Consider the following 19,315-nt stretch of genomic DNA (forward strand, 5'->3'; position numbering starts at 1 on the left):
TTACAGAAAATAGATTGTTAAAATAATCTTTAAAGAACCTTTATATATGAATGAAACATTAAATCAAGATAATTTAGTTTCTCTTGTGATTCCCATTTATAACGAGGAAACACATTTACAGGAGTTTCTTACAAGGATAGATGCCCTTAAACTTCCTATAGAAAAAGAATTGGTATTTATTGACGATTGTTCTAAGGATTCTTCTTTTCAAATTTTAAGTCAGTTTTCCTTTCAATCAAAGTACAAAATTCTACAGCAAGAAAGGAATCAGGGCAAAGGTGCAGCCCTACGGCGGGGAATTCAGGAAGCACAGGGAAGTATCATCGGAATACAGGATGCTGATTTTGAATACGACATGGATGAGATTCCCCTACTCTTAGAACCTTTTATTAAAGGTAAGGCTGATGTAGTATTCGGCTCCCGGTTCCGAAAAGAAAACAGGCAGGTTCATAGAACCTTTCATTATCTTGTGAATAGACTATTGACCATCTTAAGTAATCTATCCTCAGGCTTATATTTAAGCGATATGGAAACCTGTTATAAATTCTTTAAGTCAGACATCATTCAGAACATCAACCTTGAGTCCAATCGTTTCGGTTTTGAACCGGAAATTACTGCCAAGATAGCAAGACTTAAGATTAAGATGACGGAAGTTCCGATTTCCTACTATCCCAGGAACTATATGGAAGGGAAGAAGATTACCTGGAAAGACGGTGTGGCTGCCCTCAGACATATCATCGTATATAATTTTTTCAAAAGCAAAAAGAAGTTTTTCAAGAAAGAATTACCGGAAAAATACATTCCGAGATATGGAAACTGGCTATAAGCAGAACCCATTTTTTATCCTAACTACTCACATATTATAAAGTTTGGGTTTTCTTGCTTCCACAAATAGCCTGGAAAGAAAACCCATAAGCATCCAGAATAATATGACCACTTCATCATCCTGAAAATAACACTGAAAAAGTCCCGAAAGAAAAAACCCTAAAAGACCATAAAAGTATATAGAATATTCCTTGAATTCTTTTAAAGAATATATTGCATGAGAAGAAAAGCCTATAAAAATCAGATAAGCCAAAAAACCCATAAATCCGGAAATAGCGCTTATATGCAAATAATCATTGTGAGCATGACCTCTCTGGGTAACTTCATAAAAGTATAAAAGTTCTCGGTTGTTTTCAGAGAGCAGCTTTCTTTCCTTTTCGATTTCCTCAAGATAACGCCCCGGCCCAATACCCAGAACCGGATTTTTCTGAATCATGGGAAAGGTGGAATTCCAGATAAAAGTCCTTCCTGAATCTGTATGTTTTTCTGCACCTAAAAGAGGTCGAATCACTTTTGCGGTTGTTGGATTTAAAAGTAAAATAGAAAATACAAGACCCAGAGTCACAAGAGGACTTAACATCCAGAGAAAAAACTTTCGTTTCGGAATTTTATTTTGAATAAAGGTTATATCTAAAAACCCCAAGAATATAGCAAGTCCAATTCCAATAATCGCAGAACGAGCATTGTTCAAAAGGATTACAATAACAAACAAGACTAAAAGAAGAAGAGTTTGCAGACTGGCCTTATCCAATAGTTTCCGATTCGCTTCATTAAAAAATCGAAAAAATATATAAGGAAAATATAATAAAAGCAAACCACCATAGGTAAGGTGTGTATTCATAAGACCTATAGGTTGATAAATACTAATCTGAAAAACATCTCCATAGTGATGGGCATAAGGCCAGGTATGTACAATTTTAAATAAAGCGGTAATCAAACGAGAAATTCGATAGGTAGAAAAAATAGAGATAAAACCACTTATAACCAGCACAAGGATAGAAATAAAAATAGCAGATTCAATTCTTTTAAACTCTTCCTTTTTCAGTACTGACATACATAAAAAACCACTAAAAAGAAAAAAATCTTTTAACTCAGTTTTTGCCGGGTTTAAATGAGGTAGTTTAAATTCATGAATAATGTAAGAAAATAAATAGGCTATAAAAACTCCCAGGCCTGCATAGAAGAGAGGAGATCTTAAAACCTCTTTCTTCCCCTTCTGAAAGAAATAAAATAATAGGGAAAGACTTAAAAAAGCCTGACTTATTGAAACTGAAACCGGTATGGTTATAATCGTTGCTTGCAAGCAAAATAAAAAAGCGGGAGAAGAACCCCCACCCTCTACACTTCGAAAAAATTGAATTATTTTTTGTAAATACATTCGTCTGGTCTAATATAAGATCCTGGTTTTAATGCTAAAAGAGTGCTGGCTTATAGCCTCTTTTACCTTATCACCCAAATCTTTGTTAACATCCATAATCAGATAGCCGATTTCTCCGAGAGTACTCAAATACTGGGCATTGATGTTAGCACCTACATCAGACACAACATGGTTTATATCACGTAGGAAACCGGGCTGGTTCTTATGTACATTCAGCACACGGTAATTATCCCGTAAGAGCGGAAGTTCTACATTTGGAAAATTTACAGAAGTAGAAGTGGAACCATTATTTACAAACTTTATAAGCTTATCCGCAACCTCAGTCCCTATATTCGCCTGGGCTTCTTCTGTGCTTCCTCCGATATGAGGAGTTAGAATCACATTGGGAAGGTTTTGTAGAGGAGTTTCAAATAAATCTCCATTGTTTTTTGGTTCCTCCGGGAAAACATCAACAGCAGCACCAGCGATATGGCCTGAACGAAGGGCTTCCTTGAGAGCATCTAAGTCCACTACCCTACCCCTCGATAGATTCAAAAGATAAGAACCCTGTTTCATAGTGTCCAATTCTTTTTTTGTCACCATATTAAGGGTGTCAGGATTTTCCGGAACATGCAGAGTAACAAAATTGGATTTCTCTAATAATTCCTCAAAACTCTGGCAAACACCTGCATTTCCCAGAGGCAATTTTGACAGGATATCATAATAAATCACTTTCATCCCAAGGGCCTCTGCCATAATTGAAACCTGGGAACCAATATGGCCGTAGCCAACTATACCCAGAACCTTTCCCCTGATCTCATGGCATCCGCTGGAAATCTTACTCCATCTTTTTCCGTGACACTCCATTGACAGATCACCGGCTTTTCTGGACAGCATAATGATTTCTGCAATTACCAGTTCTGCAACACTCCGGGTATTACTATAAGGAGCATTAAATACCGGAATTCCCCTTAGTTGCGCTTCCGATAATTCTACCTGGTTCGTCCCAATACAAAAACAACCAATAGATAAAAGTTTCCCGGCTTTTTCCAGAACTTTCTTGCTTATCTGAGTCTTACTTCGAATGCCGAGGATATGTATGTCTTCAATTACAGCTAAAAGATCTTCTTCGCTATAGGCTCCCTTTTGCGTTTCAACGGAAAAACCATCATTTGCAAAAAGTGAAATCGCATTGCTGTGTACATTTTCTAAAAGCAGCACCTTAATTTTATGTTTTGGGAATGAAACCATAATATTCCAGTAATTCTCAGCTAATTCTTTCTTAAACTCTTTTTTACATCCTTCAGCGAGGAAGATACAGGAAAAAAAATCATTCTCTCTTTTTTTGGTTTTACAGATTTGCGACCTTTACAGAAGAAAACCTTATGCAAGATTCAAACAAAATATTACTCACAGAAAAAGAAATCCCTGAAAAATGGTATAATATTCAGGCTGACATGCCCAACAAGATGCTACCTCCTCTGCACCCGGGAACTAAACAGCCCATAGGACCTGAGGATCTGGCTCCTATTTTTCCAATGGAATTGATTAAGCAGGAAGTATCCCAGGAGAGGTGGATAGCCATTCCGGAAGAAGTCCGAGATTATTACAAGATTTGGAGACCCACTCCCCTGTATCGTGCCAGAAAGTTAGAAAAAGCCCTCGATACACCTGCAAAAATTTACTATAAATACGAGGGAACAAGCCCGGCAGGTTCCCATAAACCCAATACAGCCATACCCCAGGCTTATTATAATAAACAGGAAGGAGTCAAGAGGATTACAACAGAAACAGGTGCCGGACAATGGGGAAGTGCTTTGAGCTTTGCCTGTCAGCTTTTCGGAATTGAACTGGAAGTCTACATGGTGAAAATTAGCTATCAGCAGAAACCCTATCGAAAAACCCTCATGAACACCTGGAAAGCCAGAGTAATTCCCTCTCCGAGTGATTTAACAGATTCCGGAAGAAAAATTTTAGCTCAGGATCCGAATTCCCCGGGAAGTCTCGGAATTGCTATTTCTGAAGCGGTGGAAAGAGCTGTGGCCGATGAGAATACAAAATATGCACTCGGAAGTGTTTTAAACCATGTACTTCTACACCAGACCATAGTCGGTCAGGAAGCTCTTTTGCAAATGGAAAAGGCCGGTGATTATCCGGATGTAGTAATTGCTCCTTTTGGTGGAGGCTCTAACTTTGCCGGCTTAAGCTTTCCTTTCTTACGCTTAAACCTGAGCGAAGGTAAGAAAACCCGCTTTATTGCCAGTGAACCCGCCTCCTGTCCGAAACTTACGAAAGGAGAGTTCCGTTACGATTTTGGTGATACAGTAGGTTTGACTCCTTTAATTCCGATGTTCACCCTCGGACATTCCTTTGTTCCGGCAGCTATTCACGCGGGAGGACTGCGTTATCACGGAGCCGGTCCAATAGTAAGTCAGCTTCTAAAAGATAAGCTCATTGAAGCAGAAGCTCTACAACAATTGGAGTGCTTTAAAGCCGGTGTACTCTTTGCTCAGACAGAAGGAATCCTACCCGCTCCGGAAGCCACACATGGCATTGCATCAGCATTTCGTCAGGCAGAAGAAGCAAAAAGAGAAGGAAAAAGTCGCACGATTCTTTTTAATCTCTGTGGCCACGGGCATTTCGACTTGAGTTCTTATGAAGACTATTTTGCAGGTAAACTTAGTGATCACCACCTTGATGACACAAGTTTGAAGAAATACCTCAAAGAATTAGACGACTACCCTTCTACTTAAGTACCCACCTCATCTACTCCCCTTTCCTCACAGGAAAGGGGTTGGGGGATAGGTAATTTATTTCTTGTAAAAGCAGATAGAACTGAAACAATGCGATTATGAGATCCCTTTACCCTAAGATTGTAATTATTTCGATAATGATGCTCTGCTTGCTTATACCGGTTTTAATGGTTAAATCTCTCGCCGGAGAAAGAAAAGAAAGAAAAAATGAAGTTTTAAAAACCCTGGAGCGAATCTGGGGAAAGCCTCTCTATTTATCCGATCCCTATTTACAAATAAGTCCGGCCAAAAAAGAGGAACAGGTAAAACGCATTATTGCAGAAAATACCGAGACAAATCTTGATTTGCGGGCAGAAATACGAAGTAAAGGAATTTATAAATTAACCGTATTTCAGGGTATAATTAAAATAAACGGGACTTTCCGTATCAATCCTGCTATGCTCCCTTTATTACAAAGCAAGGCCAAAGAAGGACAGGCAAACCTTGACTTGATTATTCCCATCTCAAACAAAACTTCCAGTAGGTTAGAAAATGTGCTGCTTAATTCTGAAAAATTGGAATTGGTAGATGTATCCGCCATTTACTCAGAGATTGCTCTACCCCTGAAGCTTAAGAACCTCGACAAACCCATTTCCTTTTCTATCCAATTTCAAATCAAAGGAATCGAAGACGTGCAGTTTCTTTCTTTATCCAAAAAGAGTACCTTGCATATAAAAAGTAATTGGGCAGATCCAAATTTCATGGGGGCTTACTTGCCCCTGGAACGGAATATTGGCAAAACAGGTTTTGAAGCAAACTGGGAAGTCAATGGTTCAGAAGAAGAACTTCTATACCCTCCTTCCCTGAATAAGCATCCTTCCCTCTATGGTGTAAATTTCTTTTTACCTGTAGATGTCTATCAGCAGACCGAACGCTCGATGAAATATGCTCTGCTTTTTATTTTTCTTACCTTTTTAACCTTCTTCTTATTTGAAATCTTAAACAATCAGAAAATCCACCCGATGCAATACCTGCTGGTTGGTTTTGCTCTAACCCTATTTTACCTGCTCTTACTTTCTTTATCCGAACATTCAGATTTTCTTCTGGCGTATATCATTGCTACTCTGGCTACTGTCAGTCTCATTACCCTGTATAGTTCGGTAGTATTAAAAACCAAAAAAAGAGCCGGTTTTATGGGAGGACTATTAGTACTTCTATATTCCTTCCTCTTCGTGCTTTTACAACTGGAAGAATATTCCTTACTCATAGGTTCCGCCGGTTTATTTTTTATCTTAGCCCTCGTAATGTATCTAACCCGAAATGTTGACTGGTATGCTCTCTCTTCACCAACAGACTTGAAACGAAATGATAATCTATAGATGAAACACATCATATACGCTTTTTTATTACTGAATGTTTCCTGTTTTCGTTTTCGAATCCAGGAACTTTCACCTTCTTTAGTTACACAAATCCCTCTTGGTACGGGTCTACAAGAAGTTCAGGCGAAAAAAGTTAATAAAGCTTTTGCAAACCTGCCACTCTCGACTCCTATTATCTCGGATAAGATCTACATCCCGGATTATGAAAGCTCTTTAATAAAAGTTTTCAATACCAATTCTGATATGGAATATATAATCGGAAACCCCGAGTTACAGGAAGTGAACGCGAAGAAATATAGAATTTTATTTCATAGGTTTTCTGCTATAGGTAATATCACGGTTGATGAGTCCGATGATTTGTATATTCAAAATATCTTAAGTGATAAAAAAATGGATCCCGTTGAAGAGGAGGACCTCTATTCGAAAAAAACCGGAGAATTTAAAATTAAGGAAGTAGATATAGCTCCCTCTTATATTCTTCATATAGATAAACAGGGAAAAATGAAAAACATAATCGGACTAAAAGGTGCAAACACTGAACCTTTCCGTTATATAGAATCGATTTACTCTTCCCGAAATTCTCGTTTATTTGTTCACCACAGATATGCTGCCCAGATGTATTTAAGCTTTTTCCATGATGGAAAATTGATAGGTGAAATCAGCGAAAATAGTCTTTCTATTTACCATTCCAAAGAAAAAGAAGAATTTAAAATCAAGTTAGATACCATGATTCCTCATAGAAGTGGCAAGTATGCACTCATCAGTGCTTCCTATTATTCTCTAAAACAAAACCGCTTTAAATTTAAACGTATTTATAAAGTCCAATTAGACAATAAAGAAACAGATAAACTATTAATCGAAATTAAAAACCCCGGAGAAATACTATTTTCTGTAAACAATGATGAATCCTTTTTTATCTGGGAGACAGAAGACAGCGGTGAATCTATAAAATTACAGGTTCATGATAAACAGGGAAACCACCTCAGTAACAAAAGACTAAGATTTCCTCCACCCATACGAAACTGGAGAGAAACATTCCTGGATAACAAAGACCAAATTTATTCATTAAAACTCAATACCGGATACCTGGAGTTATATAAATGGAATTAAACAAAATGCAAAGAGTTTTTTCAGACAGGGAAAGCAAAGAAATAGATAAATATGCCATACAGGAACATAAGCTTTCTCCTATATTATTAATGGGAATGGCTGCTGTTTCCATTTTCCAGGAATATAAATCTTTTTTTGAAGGAAAAGAAATTGTCATTCTTTGCGGAAGCGGTAACAACGGAGGTGATGGTCTGGCATTAGCCCACCTATTGTATAATGATTCTCATGATGTGAAAGTTTTTCGAAAAATAGGAGAACACACGAGAGAATACAATTATTATCTGGAACTCCTTGAACAAACCGAAGTGAAAATAAGTCAACTGGAAGATTTCCTTGATTATGCAAATCATAAGAATCAATTCGATGGAATTATTATTGATTGCTTACTCGGAATAGGTTTTAAGCCTCCTCTATCTGAATTTTATTCTAAGCTAATCAATGCCATAAACACCTTTAAAGCCCTGAATCCTTCCTGTGAGATTATCAGTGTAGATTCAGTTTCAGGCTTTAGCCTTTCTCAAAATACAGACTTTATCGATGCGGATATTTTAGCCGAAATTGGTGTAAAGAAATTAAATGGAATATTTCTTCTTGAAAAATTAAAAAGATACAGCTTTCATTCTATCGGTTTTCCGGTGGAAAAATATCTGAAAGAATATCCAGTTTCCCATAACAATTTCTCCATATCATCCTTAAGTATCAATACCTTAAAAAATGAAGCGAAACGTAGTCTTTACTCGCACAAATTTAGTAACGGTTCAGTTAGTTTTATCGGTGGTTCTACCGGAATGCTGGGTGCTATTCTCAGTAGCGTTTATGCCTTTCATGGTTTAGGAGGTGGAATTTCAAAAATATTTAGCCCTTCTAAAGATTGTATAAATTCTATTTTAAAAAAAGATGAATCCTTAATGCCTGATCTTCTCACAGAAGAAAGCATACAGGATGCTTTTTTGCATAAGTGCGATGTTATTGCTATAGGCCCGGGCTTAAAACCGGATGAGCAAAAACTCAATGTACAATCACTTATTTCCATGAACAAACGCATCATTATTGACTCCGGAGGATTGGAAAGTGTAAAACAGATAAGTCTCAACGAAAATGTTATTTTAACACCTCATCCCGGAGAATTTAAACGCTTAATAGATGCTACCCATTCCACTACAATGGATCTATTGGAACAAATCAGGCAATATTGCCTGAGCTGCAATGTGAACCTGATCTACAGAGGGAGTTTTACGATTCTTTGTAATCCGAGAGGAGATCTATACATTTGGAATTATCCGAATCCTAAATTAGCGGTTATGGGTACGGGAGATGTATTTGTTGGAATTCTTAGTTATTTTGCAGCTAAGAAGGATAGTATACTCGATGCATTTCATTTGACCATGTCTGCAATGGAAATCTCCAGAATGATGAAAGGAACCTACCCGAGTGCCACTGAAATTAATACCTTTATTAATGAGGTAATTCATAATGGCTAAAGGTTACCATTCTCGCTCACCGGAGGAATTCCGTTCTTATCTGGATGAAATTCGCAAACGAAACAAGAAAAGAAACTGGAAAAACATAGTACTATTAATTGATGTAATTATTCTTGCCTTCGTTTTTTACCTTGCGAACAGGGCACTCAATCCTTCGTTTGAGTTAAGTGCAAAGAAATCGAATAAGGTTCAGCACGATTCCGGCTTTGAGATTTATTTTACTCGCTCCACTGAAACCTCACAGAAACAGGTATCGTATTTCCTTATGTCAACGAACCAAACCTTTCAAGAAAAAACATTTCCCGATGATAATTTGGAAATAGATTTTACAGTCCTGAGTAGGGAGGGGAGCGTTTGTTTAAAAGAACCGATAAAACTTGAACCCAAAAAAGTGAAACCGGGGATGACTGAAATTTTCATCCTAACTTTTTATAAAGAACAATTCCTCACAGCTGAGGAATCCTGTCGTGTAATACTGAAGGCAAATCTTAAAGAGTCCCGCTGGAGAAGAATATTCCAAACAGGTTATAAAACAGGAATCGCCAGAATACAGCTTAAAAACAAGGGAAAATTAGATACGCTCAGTATTCAAAATGAAACCTGGTAAAGTATAGAGCAATATATTATTCTTCTCTAAAACTTTCATTTAGCTCAGAAGCTAATTTTGCAAATACAAGTCTTGCTTCTTCCGGTAATTCTAATTTCCAGCGATTATCATGCTTTACTTTTTGCGGATGGGATGCAAAATAAGCCTTCTTCATTCCAACCTTATGAGGAAGGGCTTCTTTCTCACGAACTCGATTCAGAAGAAATTGGGTTCCATTGTTTCCTCCAAGAGGATGATGTTCTTCTTCATAAAAATGCAGCATTCGATCTTCATACCCGATATTCAGCACATTACAGAGCTCTCGCAATACCCTTTCCGGTTCCTTTGTTAGTTTATGGTAAGGAACAATGGTTTTAAATCCATCGAACTCATTATAAATACGATTCGTATCCTGAACCTGCATTATCCACTGTTGAACAATATCAGTATAAGATGAATCCGTTTGTTTTCTTAACCTGGAATTAATGACTGCTCTACCATCTCTTTTCAAATATATAAGATATATTTCTCTATCTTTTCTACTACTTAAAAAATTTATCTTACCTCTTAACCAGTTTAACTCTTTAGAGGAATCAATAACCACTTCGTTTTCAATTATCTTCTCAAGACCGGTATAAATATCATACTCATTATCATTCTTCTGGCTATATTCCTTCCATACCTTACATTCTGCTCCACAAACTTTACAATATCTTCTTTTTTCCGGCTGATCCGTATTATAAAGATATTGAACCTTGTTTGCTTCCCCCAGGTAAAAACATTTGCTGTGACTTCCCAATAGAAGACCTAAAAGAGTTGAGCCTGAATGTCCTGCTCCACAAATAAAAACTACTTTCTTTATCATATATGCATTTTTAAACTAATGAATTTAAACTTTGAAATTATCGAGTATCCATTTTATTAAATGAGTAAAAAGGGCAAGATAAATTATAGTTATATCACCAAATCGCATTTCTATTTTTTATGATATTCCTCAGGTATTATTAAATTATAACTAGGGCTTATGGAAAATCCTATATTTTTCCTCGACTAATATTTTCTTTAAACTATTCTCTTTAGAATACTCAATATCAACTATTTTCCATTTATCTTTTACTCTTATTAAATGATAATTTATATTCATCTTCTTCTCAAAGTTATAAAACTCAACCGGGACTATATATACATCTTTTTTTTGAAAACTCTTCTTTACATGGAAATCATGGATTTCGAACTCCTGTGCCTGATATAGTATATCGAATTTGATGCTACCTTCTTCTCCTGAAAAACGTACATCGTCCCATAGTAAATCGCCGAGCTCTTTCTCAAAATATCTATCAAGTTCTTCCCTGCTATTTCCCTGGATAATTCCATCAAGACCAATTTGTATTCTATGATTATGAGTTTTATATAATTCATAAATAAATATACCGGCAGGATCCTTCGGAGCAGGTTCGATACCATCCTTCTTTAGTGGTGCAGGCTTACAAAAAAAGCTCCATAAAATAAAAAAGAAAAAAAAGTATTTCATATCGGATCCATGTGAATTGTGGATTCCATATTTAATTGTGTTTTCAATTGTTTTTCCAATGTATCCGCTACATCATGAGCCTGGCGCAAACTCCAATCAGCAGGTAACTCGATATGGATTATCACTTCCGAGTATGAACCATAATTATGAACATGCACCTTGTGAATTGACACAGGAAAACCCGCTATCCCGTTTACCATAGCCTGGATTTTCTGTATCAATTCTTCTTCGGGAGCCTCTCCCAGAATTGTTCCTGCTGCTTCCATAATAATTTCATAAGCTGTATAGGCAATAAATATCGCTACAAGAATTCCAAGAAGGGAATCTATCCACCAGAAGTATTTTCCTAAAAATATTCCCAGTAAAATAATTACAGATGATATGGCATCACTTCTATGGTGCCAGCCATCAGCTTTCAAAGAGCTAATATTCTCTCTCTTTCCTGCCAGAATGGAAACCCTTGCCAGAAGCTCTTTGAGTATAATGGATATAAGTGTAACAAAAATAGCCCAATAACCATATTTAGCTTCTTTTTTAATTTTTAGATTATGGATGCTTTCTATTAAGAATTCATAGGCAATAATTCCCAAAAAAACTCCTATAATAATAGTGGCAATAAATTCAGCCCTACCATGTCCGTACGGATGTTCTTTATCTGCGGGTTTACTGGCAATTTTAATACCAACTATCATAACAATAGAAGTTAAAGAGTCGGAAAGTGTGTGCCAGGCATCCGCCATTAAAGCTATAGAAGCTGAGTATATTCCGGCTATATATTTTATGATAAAAAGCAGGATATTAATAATTACCGATATCCAGCCCAACTTATAAGCAACTTGATCCTTATTTTTCTTCATTTCTCTTCCTTTATTCAAATCTGAAGCAACTATAAATTGAGGCAAGTATTTTGATTGAAACACCTTAGCCTGAATATTCCATGGAAAGTGGAGGCTATAATCTTGAAAAAAGTTTATAATTTTAGTGCCGGACCTGCAACTTTACCGGCTGAAGTATTAAAAAAAGCTCAAAACGAACTTTTAGATTGGAACGGCAGTGGAATGTCGGTAATGGAAATGAGTCACAGGGGTAAAGAATTCCTTTCCATCGCAGTAAAAGCAGAATCTGATCTACGTGAACTATTATCCATTCCATCTGATTATAAAGTTTTATTTTTACAGGGCGGAGCCAGTCAACAATTTGCAGCTATTCCCCTGAATCTTTTAGGAGATAAAACGAAAGCTGATTATATTAACACCGGTGCCTGGTCCAAAAAAGCAATTTCCGAAGCTAAGAAATATTGCGAGGTAAATGTCGCAGCCAGCTCCGAAAAAGAGAACTTTACTACGGTTCCTTCTGTAAGTAATTGGAAACTAAACCCGGAAGCTGCCTATCTTCATTATACAGCAAATGAGACAATTGGTGGAGTAGAATTTGATTTTATTCCCGAATCCGGCTCCGTTCCTCTTGTATGCGACTTGTCCTCAACGATTCTTTCACGTCCCTTAGATGTAAGTAAATTTGGAATGATTTATGCCGGGGCTCAAAAGAATATCGGACCGGCAGGACTCACCATTGTAATAATAAAAGAAAGTTTATTAGGAAAAACAAAAGCTATAACACCAACCATGTTAGATTATAAAATACAGGTTGAAAATGAGTCTATGTATAATACTCCACCCTGTTATTCCTGGTATATAGCCGGTCTTGTTTTTGATTGGTTGAAGAGCAACGGGGGCCTAAAAGCTATGGCCGATAAAAATAAAAAGAAAGCCGATAAGCTATATAAAAAAATCAATAGTACCGACTTCTACAAGAATCCGGTAGAACCCAAATATCGTTCCTGGATGAATATACCTTTTACCTTAGTCAATCCGGAACTGGATAATGAATTCCTTGATGGTGCAAAAAAAGCAGGTCTTGTAAGTTTAAAAGGACATCGTTCTGTCGGAGGAATGAGAGCCAGTATTTATAACGCTATGCCGGAAGAAGGAGTTGATGCTCTAATCGCCTATATGGATGAGTTTGAAAAGAAAAGAGGTTAAAGAATGTATAAATTATTAACTTTAAATAATATATCGCTTAAGGGTTTAAATGTATTTCCAAGAGATACTTATGAAATCGCTTCAGAAATGTTAAACCCGGATGCAATTCTCTTACGTTCTTTTAATCTTCACGACTACTCCATTCCGAGCAGTGTAAAAGCTGTAGGTCGTGCCGGAGCAGGTGTAAATAATATCCCGATTGATAAATTGAGCGCTATTGGAGTTCCGGTTTTCAATACTCCCGGTGCCAACGCTAATGCGGTAGCCGAATTAGTTTTAGCTTCCATTCTTATGGCCTCAAGGAATATTATCCAGGGCTGGGACTTTACAAAGAAACTAAGTGGAGATGATAAAGAGATTTCTAAAGCTATCGAAACTGGCAAAAAGAATTTTAGTGGATTTGAATTACCCGGAAAAACTCTGGGAGTTATCGGTCTTGGAGCGATAGGTGTTAAAGTAGCAAACTTGGCCCATGCACTCGGTATGAATGTAATTGGTTATGATCCCGTTTTAACAGTTGATAGAGCCTGGGAACTCTCATCCCATGTTCAAAAAGCCATCAGTCTGGATGATTTAATCTCCAGGGTAGACTATATTACGTTTCATGTTCCATTTAATGATCATACAAAAGATCTGCTAAACGAAAACAGGATAAAATTACTGAAAAATAAAGCGGTAATTCTAAATTTTGCTCGTGGTGGTATCGTAAATGATAAAGCTGTGGTGGAGGCAATTCGAGCCGGTAAAGTATATGCTTATTTCACTGATTTCCCGAACAATCTTTTAAAAGATCAGGATAAAGTGATTTGCCTTCCTCACTTAGGAGCCTCTACTGCCGAAGCAGAAGAAAATTGTGCCTACATGATAGCTGAGCAAATAAAAGACTTTTTAGAAAATGGAAATATTAAAAACTCTGTAAATTTTCCTGAAATTTTTATGCCTAAAGATGGACCCAGAATGGCTATAGCGAATTCGAATGTACCTAAAATGGTAGCACAGATTTCTACCTGCCTTGCCGGTCATGAACTGAATATTAAAGATATGCTAAATAAGTCTCGTGGTGATCTGGCTTATACTCTTGTTGATGTAGATAAACCGATTCCATCTGAAGCAATTGAAGAAATTAAAAAAATTAATGGAGTACTGTCTATAAGAACTTTATAATTTTCTTTTTCTGAGGATTATGCACTACTTGTAATAGTCCTCAGAATTTAGTTCATACACTATAATTTTTAGATCATCTATTCGAGTATATCAAAATGAAATATTACAATCTACAAACCCTCTTAGACGAATGCAGTAAAGAGTCAATTCATATACCGGGGAAAATTCAATCTCATGGTTTTCTGCTTGCCTTTAATACTGAAAACTGGACTATCACTCATATATCAGGTAATGTTCATGAATACTGTGACTTCAAACCAAGTGACCTTTTAGGAAAACACCTTGATGAAATTTTAGGCAGCATACAATTTCGCTTTATAAAGAATATAATTTCATTAGATAAACCGGAGTCTGTTAATCCTTTACAAATTACCCTGCTACTCTCAGGATCAAAAAAACAATATAATGGTATTATAAAACCTTCTTCTAATGGATTATTTCTGATTGAATTTGAAAACAATGAATCAGAAAAACATTTCAAAGTCTCACATATCAATAGACTATTTGACGAAACCTTAAGTAAATTTCTGGAAGCCGAAAACTTATATGGACTATGCAATAGTGCTGCATTTCTCATTAAACGCATTACTTCCTATGATCGAGTAATGATATACCAATTTGATAAAGATTGGCATGGCGAAGTTATTGCTGAAGCCAGTGAAAAACATCTAAGCCCTTACCTGGGTTTGCACTTTCCTTCTTCAGATATACCGGTTCAAGCAAGAAAGCTATACTCCATAAATTGGACTCGAATTATACCGGACATTAATTATAAGTCTGTTGAAATTCATGCTATTGATGAGTACAAAGATATAGATCTGGATCTCACACACTCAGTGCTAAGAAGTGTTTCTCCTTTTCATATCGAATACTTGAATAACATGTTAGTACAGGCCTCTTTAAGTATTTCTATACTGGTAAAAGGTAAACTCTGGGGACTAATCGCCTGTCACAACTACAATCCAAAATTTGTCAGTTATCAATTCCGGAATACCTGTGAGTTTATAGGTAAAATCTTTTCCTATCATTTAAATCTACTCGAACAAAAGCTAGTCCAATCCAAAGCTTCTTTTTTTAATAGTATAAAAAGTAAACTACTCAATCAATTTTATAAAGAGCAGGATTTGAGTGAAGCTCTCCTAAACGGTCGTGTTAATCTCCTTAGCTTCCTATTATCAGAAGGGGCTGCAATATATTATAATAGTAAGATTACAACAATTGGAGATGCACCAAATGAAGAATCAATTCGCAAAATTATTGAATATTTTAATACTACCGATAACTCAGATTACCTGTTCACCAACTTTACTGCTTCCTTAATTCCGGAACTCAGAGAAGACAAGAATGTTGCATCCGGACTTGCCATATTACGTTTATCTAAAAAGTTAAATATATTTATACTTCTATTCCGTCCTGAAAAAATTAAAACTATCCAATGGGGTTCTGATCCAAATAAAAAACTTTCCTATCATGATGGAAAGATCATATTATCTCCAAGTAATTCTTTTAATGTTTGGAAAGAAAATGTATATATGCAGTCTGAAGAATGGACTTCTGCTGATACTCAACTTCTTCAAGTATTCAGAAAAGAGTTAGTATTAGCAATTCATGAATTAGATTACCGTAAAGAAACGTTTCTAGCTCCGGATGAAACACTTGAGTTGTATAAAGAACGTAATGAGTTATTGGAAGAAAAAACTCGTTCATTGCAAAATAAAATAACAGAATTACAAAATAAGCAATTTACATTTTTAAACCAACTAACTGTTAAAGACGAAATAAGCAGATTGAAAGCCAGTTTTCTCACCAATATTAGTAAACGAGTTTTTTTTCAAATCAATGAATTGAGTGAATCTCTAAATTTTCTTAATCTTTATGAATATAATCAGGATCTGGCAGAAATAGTCAATAAGCTAACAAACAATGTATTGGAAGAATCATCCAGGATACAGGAATTCGCAAAATTAGAGTACCAGTTTTTACTCCAAAAAACTAAGACTGTCAATCTCTTTACTTATGTACTTGAAACTTATAATGATTTCAAAAAGAAGAGTAATTATAATATTCCGAATTGCATAAACTTCATAGAACCTGATGATGATTATTTTATCCAGATCGATGAGAAAATCTTTTCGAAATTTCTCTTTATTGTATTTTTATATTTTTCCAGATACCCGGATCATTTATCAAAAATTAACATTAAACCGGGACATGGCGGAGTGAAAGATCTTGAGATAGTGATTAGTACATCAGCACCGGTTATCAAAATTCAAGAATCACAACCAAATGAATTTCTAAATATAGTCTTTAACGAAATAGAAACAGAAGAAAAACTTTTGGACTATGATCTAAACCTTATCTTTATGCACAAACTAATCAATTTGCATAATGGAATATTAAATGTTTATAATAATTATCCTGACGAATCTATGATTAAATTATCATTTTAAGATATATTAACTTATGAAAACCCTATCCAAATAATTGAATAGGGTATATGAGTTAAACTACTTTAATAACCGGCTTTAAATGAACTTCTGTTTTCATGGAATTGGAAATCAAACAGGCTGCTTCTGACTTTTCCAGAACCCGCAAAGCCTTTTTCTCGTCTTTCTCATCGGAAATTTCTACTATTGCTTCCAGGTCAATTTTAGATATCATAAACTTTCCATCTACTTTTTCCAGAGTTCCGGTGCCTTTACAAGAAAAAGATTTATATTCCAATTTAGAATTTTCTGCAATAGCTAAAAATGTAGTCATCAGGCAGGAGTTCGCACTGGCTACATATAAATGTTCGGGAGACCAGATGCCGGGATGACCCTTGGGAAACTCCGGTGGAGTAGCAACTTCCAGATCCTGAAGTCCTCCCGGAGAACTCATCATACCCTTTCTCTCTGTTTTCCATTCAACGTTTACTTCATATATATGCTTTTCTTCCATATACTATACCCAATACCCTATGTTGTAAATTGCAAGAAATTTTTCTTAGAACTTACTATTTTTCTTTCATCAAGTAATAAATTCCAAGGGGCCAGAAAAACATGAAAAGAAAGATCAAAAGAGGTTTATTCAGATTAGATTTACCGGACATTTCAATCCTGTATTTCTCCAAGTTATTCTTTGATATACTATCCATAACCTGATGCTTTAAATTATTCCAGTAGTCTAAAGAAAATGGATTTCCACAGTAATGACAGGTAGGAATTCCTTCCATAATTAATGAAAACTCCTTACCAAGTTTACCTCCACAACTCGGACAGCTATCTACGAAAACATATTTACTTTTTAACCTTCTATCATAGACGCGAAACAAATTTTCATCCCAAACATAAAAAGCTTCCCCTGTATTCTCAATTCTTTGAATGCCTTCCAGGATTTTTTTCTTGTTCATTCCGCTTACTTTTATTAACTCACCCGCATCAATATCCAGAACTGTCTCTAAAAGATTGGCAAATTGGTTTAGCTTCTTTTCTTTTGAACGAAAATACAGACCGAGACCTATCATAATAAATGGAGAAAAACCTATAAAACAAAGTACAAGAATCAGAAAAAAGCCACCTTTTCCCCTCCTTCCCAGAGCCCCGATTAAAGCTATCATAAAAGGAAGGAATAAAGTAATTAGGATGGAACCGGTAATAATTAAATAATCATCTATTTTATAAAAATTTCTTTCTCTCATTCTTTTTTAAATATCTTTTTCCCTTTTATGTGTTCAAGTATTTTTTCTTTTTCAAAAGAAAGCACAGCCTTCTAGTTCTAAATAATTTATACTCTACTCTTAGTTCTTGTTGTTTTCCAAATCTTCATTCATTCGTTTTTCTGAATATTCCATGAATAATTTATATTCTTCCTCATCTGTTTCTTTTAATTCGAGACATTTTGCAAGGATAACATCATGCTCTCTTTGTACTTTTACTTTTTTTCTATCTTTTCTGTAGAAGAAAAAAAGCACCCCCAACAGGTAAATGAGTGAAAGGATAAGAATAAATATAATTTCCATAATTGATACCTCTTAATTCTATTAGACGTTCAATAATTAATTTCCACTTCAAACAAAACCGCCTTTTCGAATCGCATAGACAATGGCAGCAGGAAAAAAGAGAATACTAAGAAGGAAAAAAATGATCAGAGAAAACTCTGACTGTTTTTTTTCGGATACTGTCTGTTTATTTTTCCAATCTTCTTTTTTCATTTTTTCGATTCTTTCCAGTTTTAACTCATTTAAATAGTGAACCGGAAAAGGATTATTACAATAGCTGCAAATATTTCCAAAATTTAAATCGAGAGAAACTTTTTGATTTACATAATTCCCACAACTCGGACAACGCTCTACAAATATCAGTTGTGTTTTTAGCCGAGAGTCTACTATTCTTTCTGCCTGACTATCCCAGATAAGGGAGGTAAGCCCCCGACTATTCAGTACCTGTATAACCCTGGAAAGACCTTTTTCATCAAGACCTGTACTATAAAGTATATCTTTAATGGGAGCCTCAAAAGATTTCTCGAGGATATGATAAACAGAGAGAGCTTTTTCTTCTATTTTACGTATATACAGACCGACAATGAGAAAGGCTATACCGGCCCCTCCTCCGATTAAGAAAATAATACCAAACTTTTTTAAGGCCGCATTTTCAATTTTGGCTCTTTCTTCGTCTGTTAATTCCCTTATAGCCACTAACTTGGGATATTTGCTTTTAATTAAATCATGCTTAATTTTGGGAAGAAACTGTTCATTCAGCTCACGATACTCAATTTTTCCATTTTTATCATCAATAGCAATTTGTTTTGTCTTCTCGTCGTAGGAGACTTCCTTCTTGGGATATTCTTTTCTTAAGTACTTTATATTTTCCTGAATTAGAGTTCCTTTCACACTGAGATCGGAAATCTGCTCCCTGATAAACTCCCTCTTACCATCCTTTTTTATTTCGACCATAAAGGAGGTTCCGGGCTGATTATCCAGGCAAGAACCGCAGTATCCCCCAAAACTAAAAATGCCGAACAGGATTAAAAACCATTTTCCGGTTTTTATTAAAATATCATCAATTTTGTAAATATTCTCTCTCATATCTTCAGGATTCAAAGCCTATCACAGACTCTTAAGCCTGACA

18 protein-coding genes are annotated in these 19,315 nt (G+C 35.7%); 9 read left to right on the top strand and 9 right to left on the bottom strand.

All coding sequences use genetic code 11. The features are described from left to right. Positions 1 to 46 precede the first annotated feature (46 nt). On the top strand, positions 47 to 826 hold the full coding sequence (locus H7A25_11725) for a glycosyltransferase family 2 protein (GenBank protein MCP5500566.1): 780 nt from the start codon (positions 47 to 49) through the stop codon (positions 824 to 826). A gap of 27 nt (positions 827 to 853) precedes the next feature. Here the strand turns inward: H7A25_11725 and H7A25_11730 are convergent, their stop codons facing one another. Then, entirely contained in the window at positions 854 to 2,203 is a 1,350-nt protein-coding gene (locus H7A25_11730; protein MCP5500567.1) for an O-antigen ligase family protein, read from the bottom strand. 9 nt (positions 2,204 to 2,212) lie between these two features. After that, the gene (serA, locus tag H7A25_11735; GenBank protein ID MCP5500568.1) at positions 2,213 to 3,433 is read right to left on the bottom strand and encodes a phosphoglycerate dehydrogenase; all 1,221 of its coding nucleotides are present in this window, start codon (positions 3,431 to 3,433) and stop codon (positions 2,213 to 2,215) included. Between the two features lie 134 nt (positions 3,434 to 3,567). Here serA and H7A25_11740 point away from each other — a divergent pair, with 134 nt between their 5' ends. From H7A25_11740 to H7A25_11760, 5 genes are all read left to right on the top strand, one after another. Then, the gene (locus H7A25_11740) at positions 3,568 to 4,935 is read left to right on the top strand and encodes a TrpB-like pyridoxal phosphate-dependent enzyme (protein ID MCP5500569.1); all 1,368 of its coding nucleotides are present in this window, start codon (positions 3,568 to 3,570) and stop codon (positions 4,933 to 4,935) included. Positions 4,936 to 5,033: 98 nt separating this feature from the next. Then, entirely contained in the window at positions 5,034 to 6,293 is a 1,260-nt protein-coding gene (locus tag H7A25_11745; protein MCP5500570.1) for an inner membrane CreD family protein, read from the top strand. Then, positions 6,294 to 7,403 (top strand): hypothetical protein, encoded by a 1,110-nt coding sequence (locus H7A25_11750; GenBank protein MCP5500571.1) that lies wholly within the window; start codon positions 6,294 to 6,296, stop codon positions 7,401 to 7,403. Then, the gene (locus tag H7A25_11755; protein ID MCP5500572.1) at positions 7,394 to 8,884 is read left to right on the top strand and encodes an NAD(P)H-hydrate epimerase; all 1,491 of its coding nucleotides are present in this window, start codon (positions 7,394 to 7,396) and stop codon (positions 8,882 to 8,884) included. The genes H7A25_11750 and H7A25_11755 overlap by 10 nt, the downstream gene beginning before the upstream one ends. Continuing rightward, a complete protein-coding gene (locus H7A25_11760) occupies positions 8,877 to 9,491 on the top strand; it encodes a hypothetical protein (GenBank protein MCP5500573.1) in 615 nt (204 codons plus the stop codon). Before H7A25_11755 ends, H7A25_11760 begins: the two co-directional genes overlap by 8 nt. 16 nt (positions 9,492 to 9,507) lie before the next feature. On the opposite strand, the gene H7A25_11765 is transcribed toward H7A25_11760, so the two are convergent. From H7A25_11765 to H7A25_11775, 3 genes are all read right to left on the bottom strand, one after another. Next, the gene (locus H7A25_11765; protein ID MCP5500574.1) at positions 9,508 to 10,335 is read right to left on the bottom strand and encodes a sulfotransferase; all 828 of its coding nucleotides are present in this window, start codon (positions 10,333 to 10,335) and stop codon (positions 9,508 to 9,510) included. 150 nt (positions 10,336 to 10,485) lie between these two features. Then, positions 10,486 to 11,001, bottom strand: coding sequence for a DUF3828 domain-containing protein (locus H7A25_11770; protein ID MCP5500575.1), 516 nt, complete (start codon positions 10,999 to 11,001; stop codon positions 10,486 to 10,488). Further along, positions 10,998 to 11,858 (bottom strand): cation transporter, encoded by an 861-nt coding sequence (locus H7A25_11775; protein ID MCP5500576.1) that lies wholly within the window; start codon positions 11,856 to 11,858, stop codon positions 10,998 to 11,000. The genes H7A25_11770 and H7A25_11775 overlap by 4 nt, the downstream gene beginning before the upstream one ends. A 102-nt stretch (positions 11,859 to 11,960) precedes the next feature. Between H7A25_11775 and serC the strand changes: the two genes are divergently transcribed. The 3 genes from serC to H7A25_11790 all read left to right on the top strand — a co-directional run bounded on the left by serC (position 11,961) and on the right by H7A25_11790 (position 16,657). Next, positions 11,961 to 13,043, top strand: a complete 1,083-nt coding sequence (gene serC / locus H7A25_11780; GenBank protein ID MCP5500577.1) for a 3-phosphoserine/phosphohydroxythreonine transaminase — start codon at positions 11,961 to 11,963, stop codon at positions 13,041 to 13,043. Positions 13,044 to 13,046: 3 nt separating this feature from the next. Then, positions 13,047 to 14,207 (top strand): phosphoglycerate dehydrogenase, encoded by a 1,161-nt coding sequence (locus H7A25_11785; GenBank protein ID MCP5500578.1) that lies wholly within the window; start codon positions 13,047 to 13,049, stop codon positions 14,205 to 14,207. Between the two features lie 95 nt (positions 14,208 to 14,302). Continuing rightward, on the top strand, positions 14,303 to 16,657 hold the full coding sequence (locus H7A25_11790; GenBank protein MCP5500579.1) for a GAF domain-containing protein: 2,355 nt from the start codon (positions 14,303 to 14,305) through the stop codon (positions 16,655 to 16,657). A 52-nt stretch (positions 16,658 to 16,709) separates the two neighbouring features. On the opposite strand, the gene H7A25_11795 is transcribed toward H7A25_11790, so the two are convergent. From H7A25_11795 to H7A25_11810, 4 genes are all read right to left on the bottom strand, one after another. Beyond that, the gene (locus H7A25_11795) at positions 16,710 to 17,147 is read right to left on the bottom strand and encodes an OsmC family protein (GenBank protein MCP5500580.1); all 438 of its coding nucleotides are present in this window, start codon (positions 17,145 to 17,147) and stop codon (positions 16,710 to 16,712) included. Between the two features lie 55 nt (positions 17,148 to 17,202). Further along, the gene (locus H7A25_11800) at positions 17,203 to 17,886 is read right to left on the bottom strand and encodes a hypothetical protein (GenBank protein ID MCP5500581.1); all 684 of its coding nucleotides are present in this window, start codon (positions 17,884 to 17,886) and stop codon (positions 17,203 to 17,205) included. 99 nt (positions 17,887 to 17,985) lie between these two features. Beyond that, on the bottom strand, positions 17,986 to 18,207 hold the full coding sequence (locus tag H7A25_11805) for a hypothetical protein (protein MCP5500582.1): 222 nt from the start codon (positions 18,205 to 18,207) through the stop codon (positions 17,986 to 17,988). A gap of 48 nt (positions 18,208 to 18,255) precedes the next feature. Next, positions 18,256 to 19,287 (bottom strand): hypothetical protein, encoded by a 1,032-nt coding sequence (locus H7A25_11810; protein MCP5500583.1) that lies wholly within the window; start codon positions 19,285 to 19,287, stop codon positions 18,256 to 18,258. Between the last annotated feature and the right edge of the window lie 28 nt (positions 19,288 to 19,315).

This window comes from Leptospiraceae bacterium (assembly GCA_024233835.1).
GTDB lineage: Bacteria > Spirochaetota > Leptospiria > Leptospirales > Leptospiraceae > JACKPC01.

What these genes read in the sequence shown, in the direction of transcription:
- H7A25_11795 (MCP5500580.1), bottom strand. Translation starts at nt 17,147, where the DNA reads ATGGAAGAAAAGCATATATATGAAGTAAACGTTGAATGGAAAACAGAG.
- H7A25_11800 (MCP5500581.1), bottom strand. Translation starts at nt 17,886, where the DNA reads ATGAGAGAAAGAAATTTTTATAAAATAGATGATTATTTAATTATTACC.
- H7A25_11785 (MCP5500578.1), top strand. Translation starts at nt 13,047, where the DNA reads ATGTATAAATTATTAACTTTAAATAATATATCGCTTAAGGGTTTAAAT.
- H7A25_11770 (MCP5500575.1), bottom strand. Translation starts at nt 11,001, where the DNA reads ATGAAATACTTTTTTTTCTTTTTTATTTTATGGAGCTTTTTTTGTAAG.
- H7A25_11740 (MCP5500569.1), top strand. Translation starts at nt 3,568, where the DNA reads ATGCAAGATTCAAACAAAATATTACTCACAGAAAAAGAAATCCCTGAA.
- H7A25_11750 (MCP5500571.1), top strand. Translation starts at nt 6,294, where the DNA reads ATGAAACACATCATATACGCTTTTTTATTACTGAATGTTTCCTGTTTT.
- H7A25_11745 (MCP5500570.1), top strand. Translation starts at nt 5,034, where the DNA reads ATGAGATCCCTTTACCCTAAGATTGTAATTATTTCGATAATGATGCTC.
- H7A25_11765 (MCP5500574.1), bottom strand. Translation starts at nt 10,335, where the DNA reads ATGATAAAGAAAGTAGTTTTTATTTGTGGAGCAGGACATTCAGGCTCA.
- H7A25_11760 (MCP5500573.1), top strand. Translation starts at nt 8,877, where the DNA reads ATGGCTAAAGGTTACCATTCTCGCTCACCGGAGGAATTCCGTTCTTAT.
- H7A25_11730 (MCP5500567.1), bottom strand. Translation starts at nt 2,203, where the DNA reads ATGTATTTACAAAAAATAATTCAATTTTTTCGAAGTGTAGAGGGTGGG.
- H7A25_11805 (MCP5500582.1), bottom strand. Translation starts at nt 18,207, where the DNA reads ATGGAAATTATATTTATTCTTATCCTTTCACTCATTTACCTGTTGGGG.
- H7A25_11790 (MCP5500579.1), top strand. Translation starts at nt 14,303, where the DNA reads ATGAAATATTACAATCTACAAACCCTCTTAGACGAATGCAGTAAAGAG.
- H7A25_11725 (MCP5500566.1), top strand. Translation starts at nt 47, where the DNA reads ATGAATGAAACATTAAATCAAGATAATTTAGTTTCTCTTGTGATTCCC.
- H7A25_11775 (MCP5500576.1), bottom strand. Translation starts at nt 11,858, where the DNA reads ATGAAGAAAAATAAGGATCAAGTTGCTTATAAGTTGGGCTGGATATCG.
- H7A25_11755 (MCP5500572.1), top strand. Translation starts at nt 7,394, where the DNA reads ATGGAATTAAACAAAATGCAAAGAGTTTTTTCAGACAGGGAAAGCAAA.
- serA (MCP5500568.1), bottom strand. Translation starts at nt 3,433, where the DNA reads ATGGTTTCATTCCCAAAACATAAAATTAAGGTGCTGCTTTTAGAAAAT.